General features: G+C 63.2%; 5 protein-coding genes. 1 reads left to right on the top strand and 4 read right to left on the bottom strand.

The window, feature by feature from the left end; all coding sequences use genetic code 11:
• The coding region (locus AC5JLB_RS11490; RefSeq protein WP_495873969.1) for a hypothetical protein at window positions 1-180 on the bottom strand (180 nt) is incomplete at its 3' end.
• Between the two features lie 388 nt (window positions 181-568).
• A complete protein-coding gene (locus AC5JLB_RS11485) occupies window positions 569-775 on the bottom strand; it encodes a hypothetical protein (protein ID WP_495873968.1) in 207 nt (68 codons plus the stop codon).
• A gap of 423 nt (window positions 776-1,198) precedes the next feature.
• Between AC5JLB_RS11485 and AC5JLB_RS11480 the strand changes: the two genes are divergently transcribed.
• Window positions 1,199-3,019, top strand: coding sequence for a family 16 glycosylhydrolase (locus tag AC5JLB_RS11480; protein WP_495873967.1), 1,821 nt, complete (start codon window positions 1,199-1,201; stop codon window positions 3,017-3,019).
• 1,550 nt (window positions 3,020-4,569) lie between these two features.
• Here the strand turns inward: AC5JLB_RS11480 and AC5JLB_RS11475 are convergent.
• Window positions 4,570-5,103 (bottom strand): MerR family transcriptional regulator, encoded by a 534-nt coding sequence (locus tag AC5JLB_RS11475; RefSeq protein ID WP_495873966.1) that lies wholly within the window; start codon window positions 5,101-5,103, stop codon window positions 4,570-4,572.
• A gap of 176 nt (window positions 5,104-5,279) precedes the next feature.
• A partial coding sequence (locus tag AC5JLB_RS11470; protein WP_495873965.1) for a hypothetical protein occupies window positions 5,280-5,856 on the bottom strand: 577 nt, incomplete at its 5' end.

The following is a 5,856-nucleotide window of genomic DNA, read 5'->3' as shown; positions in this document are numbered from 1 at the left end:
GGCGCGCGTGGCGAGCTCGTAGCGCCGTGCCGCCAGCACGACCCGGCGCACCTCGCGGCGGTCTGTGCGGCGCCAGAACACGCCTTCGTAGCGTCCTGTCAGGTGCGAGTGGCGCCGGATCGGCTGGCGGTCGTGGCGCGTGATAGGCTGGCCCAAGGCCTGCCCGATGGTCGTGAACATGGTTCCCCTCTCGGTCTGAGCCGTCAGGGGGTGGGGCCATCCGTCACCACGTCGCGGGCAAAGCTGTCCCGCCGCAAGGAAGGGCCTTGCGTCACAGGTGCCGGTTATGGGATGCTGAAACCGCCAAGATTACAGCTCCCGGCTCCGGCCGGTGTGGAGGCCCGCCCCTGGCGGGCTTTCATGCTTCTAAGGCTTGATGTCCCTCACTCTCGCCTCGCGCCGTGGCGGATCATGGAATCCGCCCGGCTGATGTCATGGTGAACGAGGCGTCACACACGGGCAACCTGTTTCCGCTACTGGCTGGCCCGCACCGCGCCGGCGCAAGTGTCGCCTGCCCCTAATGGGGCTCCTGCGCTTTTAGGCTCAAGTGTCCTCTTCGTCTGCTTTGTTAGGTGCTGAAGGCGGGGGAGGTGCGCGCAAGGCGGCGATGCGGTCCAGCAGAGCGTCCGCCAACCCTAAGTGGTGCCCAGCCCCCACCGCCGCGAACACCTCCTGCGCCGCCCGTCCAAGCTGCTCCGCCTCGTTGAGCCGCGCTTCCTTGCCGGTATTCTCGAAGTACGCGATCTCGACTCTGGTCAGGTTGAGCGTCGTCCAAGCCCAGTTGAGCGGTACGCGCTCGCGCGTCTCAAGCGTCACGTGTCCCAGCCAGCTTTCCTCACGAACTCTGGCTAACCGTTCGGCCCTTGTCTGTGCTCAAGACACGAACAGAGCCCAAGACTGGTTGCCGCTTTGCGAGGCCCTGCTTCGCCAGGATTGTTCCCTAGACGTCTACCAAACGGTTCAACTGGTTTCTAAAAGCCATGTTTATTGTGTACATTAAACTTGGCTTCGCCATTATTACTGAAACAATAGTATAGTTTCAGTTTTTGCATAGCATTATTCATTTGTAAATTTGTCTTAGAATAAAAATAATACGCTATCAACGTCGGCTACATTCAGTAACTCTCCATTCATTCTGCCGAAGTATCGCTCTCACCGAAGGGGCCAGCTGCAACGGTCTTCGAGGGAGCGATTTTTAATGAGCGACAGCAACACTCAGATCTTTGATCTCATCTATGCCGGCGACAAACGAACCACTGACAAGTGGTTTGTCCCCGACCGGTATGCGCCAATGTCGACAAATCTTGGTTTTTCGGCAGAGAATGTCACCGCTCTGGAGACGGGAGGTCTGGAGATCGAGCTCGGCGCTGCGCCGACGGGGTATCAGTGGCCTTATGCGGGCGGCGTGGTGCAGTCGATCGAAGCACTCACGACGGGAACGTTTAGCTGGACGGCCCAGGCCCCGAAGATGGTGGACGGCGCCGTCTTCGGGATGTTTACCTACCAGGAGAAAGCCAAGGCCGAACCCTGGCTCGAATACGACTTCGAGTTCGTTGGGGCCGACACGACCAAGGTCCAGATCGGCGTCATCATGCACGACGCCGACGGGCAGAAGATCCGGTCGTTTGACCTTGGGGGGCGGATAGTTGTGGACCTCGGCTTCGACGCCTCAGAAGGCCTGCACACCTACGACATCACCGTACTAGAGAACTCCGTCGTATTCCTGGTGGATGGTGAAGTGGTCGGACATTTGGGGCCCGATGACATGCCGGGTGGATTCTGGCGCACAGGGCCGATGCGAAGCTTCACCAGCCTTTGGAGCGCCGACAATCGCCTGGTGAGCTGGACCGGTGAATGGGACTTCGATGGGACGCCCCTCGTGGCTCGTCTCGACAAGATCGATGTTCGCCCGGGCGATCTGGGGCAGTTCGACCCTAGCGTCGATCTCTTGCTCGAAGGCGATGGCGGAAACAACCTGCTCACCGGAACCGAGTACAACGAGACACTCATCGGCCATGGAGGCAATGACACGCTTCTCGGCGGCGGGGCGAGCGACACGCTTGTGCTCGATGCTGGGAACGATGTCCTGGATGGCGGCTCTGGGGCTCGGGACTGGGTTCGTGTCGACGGCTCCCAATCCGCCCGGATCGATCTGGCCTCCACCACCGGCCAGAACACCGGCTATGGCACGGACACCCTGCGCAACATTGAGCATGCCTCAGGTGGGGCTGGCTCGGACACCTTGTTTGGCAATGATCTCACAAACAGCCTCGTGGGCAGCAGCGGGAACGATGTCCTCGATGGGCGGGGTGGCAATGACAATCTCTCTGGTGGCATGGGCGACGACACCCTCGTTGGCGGAACGGGTGACGACCGGCTCACTGGAGGAGCCGGCGCGGACACCTTTGTTCTGGATGGCGGCAACGACATTATCGATGGCGGTGACGGGATCGACTGGATTTCGGTGAACGGATCCGTGGGTGGCCGGGTGAACCTGGCCACCACCAATACTCAGCTCACCGGGCATGGATCCGACCGCATCACCGGCATCGAGAACGTCAGCGGCGGTAACGGTGCCGACCGCTTCTTGGGCGACAGCAAGGCCAATGTGCTGAAGGGCAACGGGGGCAACGACATGCTCAACGGCCGCGGGGGGAGTGACGTTCTGGAGGGCGGAGCTGGCCGCGACACCCTTCAAGGCGGCGTGGACACGGTAATGGACCGGTTTGTCTTCAGGTCGCTGTCCGACTCTGGGGTGAAGTCGAATCGCGATGTGGTCAAAGAGTTCGTATCCTCCATCGACAAGCTCGATCTGAGCTTGATCGATGCTCAGTCCAATCTTGCTGGCGATCAGGCATTCGGCTTCAGCGGCACCAAGGCAGCGAGTTTCTCGGTTTGGTACACTGGTGTGGGTGCGGATATTATCGTCGGAGCCGACGTTAATGGCGATGCAAAGGCCGACATGGAAATCCGCATGCTGAACCTGAACGTGCTGTCCAGCGAAGACTTCATCCTTTAGCCGGGCAGCTTGGCCCTAGCTGCACAGTTTCGGTCACGCCTGCATTGGTTGAACTGCTCATGAGATGCTGAATTACCAAGCAGTCAGCTCCTGGCTCCGGCCGGTGTGGAGGCCCGCCCCTGGCGGGCTTCTGCGTTTCTGGGCTTTGGTGTCCCTCTCGTCTTGCGCCGTGCCGGGTTATGCTTCTGCTCCGCAGAACCAGCATGTTCTATAGAGTCCAATCTATAGGCTCGGCGGACGGGCTCTCCGCCCTGTTCTCGCAGTGTGAAGGTGGACACGAGGGTGGATAGCGCCCGCCCTTGAGCATCTACGGCTCGCAAAAACAGGGACACCAACACCGCTCATGGTGCCTCCCCTCGGCAACTAGGACACTAGCCACCAGCCAATGAGGCCCCACAGGAGAACGCCGGTAACACCCGCGATTGCGATCATCCTCGCCAGGGCACGATCGTCCTCCTTCATCCAGCAGAACTCCTTACCCAAGCTACAAGGGCCAAGCCAATACTATCCGACCGTAGATCTGGTTTCCTTAGTTGCCAGACGCCTTCAAGCGCTGGCTCTGTTGGTCACGGATACACGCATTCATGGTATCCTTCCAGAGCACCACAGGAGGTCATAGCGTCCCTGTCGACTTGGACCGCGAGGCTGTCCGATGTGGTTCGGCGGAGGGAGCCTCCGCCATAGTCGTGGCGCAAGTGGTTGCCCTGTAAGGTGATCCTGGAGAGGGTGACGCTCTGTCCCCCCATTCGACCCCCCATTGATGCGGGAATCAGCTCCGGCGTGGAGGAGAGCGGTCGAGCGGTCCCGCAGCGGCCCAGAGGGCCGAGAGGACACCGCTTGAGGCCTCCGGAGCGCCCGACCCTCCTGGGCTGTTCTTCCGATGCGCGCATCGGAAGGACTGCCTCCCCGGCGAGGGGTCTTTCTTCCCTCGGCCTCGGCCTCGGCTCTGCCGGCAGGCCAGGTCGGAGCGCAGCGGAGACCTAGCCGGGGGGAGCTCTCGGGGGTGCGGGGGCTCGGCCCCTGTTGCGCGCGCGTGTAGCTATACTCGCGCGCGCGTGCGCGCTTCTCGTAGACTCATGCATTTAGTGACACCGACCCCCGGGCGCCGCCTGCGAGTCGGAGTGGCGCCCATGGGCCGGTGTCACGTTACTTTGGTCCCTCAGAGGCTCGGCCTGCCGAGATCGGGGCGCGTCCTCTCGCACAGCGGGACGCTCTGCCCCGTGCCGGCCCTGCCGGCTTTCCCTCGTCTGCGTCCTTGGCTTCTCGTGCCCCCTTCGGAAGCTCGTGCGATGGCCCTTCGGCTGTCGGAGTTCGGCGCAGGCGGTTCCGCTCTCGGGTTGCGTTTCGAGGCCGGGCGCTCGCGCCCTGGCGTCGTTCGGCAGGCGGGCCTCGATCGGAGGGACCTTGCCCCGGAACCGTCAGGTCCGGGGCTTCCGCCGAGCTCGTGAGGCGGTCTTAGGGCGATGCCGCTAGGCCAGGTCGGAGCGCAGCGGAGACCTAGCCGGGACGCTCTGGGGCGGTGCTGGTCCTCCCTGGACGGGGGAAGGCCGCTACCGGCCCAATAGACGGCCCAGGAAGCCCCTCTGGCTTCGGGGCGGCTCCACCACGGCCGAAACTCTGGAAGGCCGCTCCTGGGGCCTCTCCGTGGCGGCTGGCGGCATGAGTAGGCGCTGCAGGATCCGGCGCTCTGACTGCTCATCATCCAGTCGCTTCCGCAGGTCATCAACCGTTTCACGAAACGTCTCCCGCTCGCGGTCCTGCGCGTTGCGCTCCTGCCCCCTGAGCTCCCTCTCCTGTGCCATCTGCTCTTCGAGCATCTGAACCTTAAGCCGTAGTAGCGCGAGTTCCGTCTCCGAAGCTCCTGGCGTTACATCCGTTTCAGCCTGTCTCATGGCGTTTCGGGACGGTGCATCGTCCTGTTTCTTTGAAACGAGGGGATAGACTCGGACCAGTTCTGAGGCGTCAATCCTGTAGCTCTTATCGTCTAGGCGTCGCGCAGACAGCTTCCCGTTCTTTATGGCCCTGAAGATCGTCGGTCGGCTGAGACCTGTGGCGTAGGCTGCTTCCGTCAGGCTGTACTCCATAGCGTTTCAGGAGCCTTTCTGGCCGTTACTGAACAGTTCACGACACGCTAACGTGCCGTGTCAGACACGTTTCCTGATACGGTTAGCTTCAAGCAAGCCTTCTCCGGCTTGGCAGGACGCGTGCCGCCCGCTCTGTCGCTTCTCAGCCTCTTTGGCGCCCGCCCCGGGCGCGACGCTCACAGGGGAAGAGCCTTAGTCTGGGATTCTGTCTGCCGGCCGGACTCGCGTTCCTGCACCAGGCGCCCAAGCTCTGCGAGCAAGCGCCCCAAGGGTCCGTCGTCCACCTCGAGGGCGGCGAGCTCGTCCAGAGGCAAGGCTGCCTTCAGCGCCGCGAGCTCCTGCCGGCGCGCCTCGAGCTCCTGGGCGAGATCGTCGGGCAGGGGCACCGCCTCGGCCTGGACACCTAGGAGTCGCGCCGCCCGAGGCGGCAGCACCAGCCGGTAGGCGTTCGACACCTGCCGCACCTGCGGCCCGCGTCCCTCGCAGCCCGTGGGCTCGTAGCGGCGCAGCCAGTCGAGGAAGCCGTGGGTCCGCAGCGCCTGGAGCGCCCGCACCACGGCATCCCGCGAGCGTTTCAGCCGGTCCATGAGGAAGGCCACCGAGGGCTCCAGCCGCCCGGTCTTGAAGCTGACCAGGTTGCCCAGGAGCTCCAGGAGCTCCAGGGCGACATGGCCGAGCGCTCCGTTGCGCCGCCCGTGGGCGCGCGTGGCGAGCTCGTAGCGCCGTGCCGCCAGCACGACCCGGCGCACCTCG

It is taken from the genome of Myxacorys chilensis (genome assembly GCF_059505265.1).
This window is presented reverse-complemented; position numbering and strand designations above follow the sequence as displayed.

What these genes read in the sequence shown, in the direction of transcription:
- AC5JLB_RS11480 (WP_495873967.1), top strand. Translation starts at nt 1,199, where the DNA reads ATGAGCGACAGCAACACTCAGATCTTTGATCTCATCTATGCCGGCGAC.
- AC5JLB_RS11475 (WP_495873966.1), bottom strand. Translation starts at nt 5,103, where the DNA reads ATGGAGTACAGCCTGACGGAAGCAGCCTACGCCACAGGTCTCAGCCGA.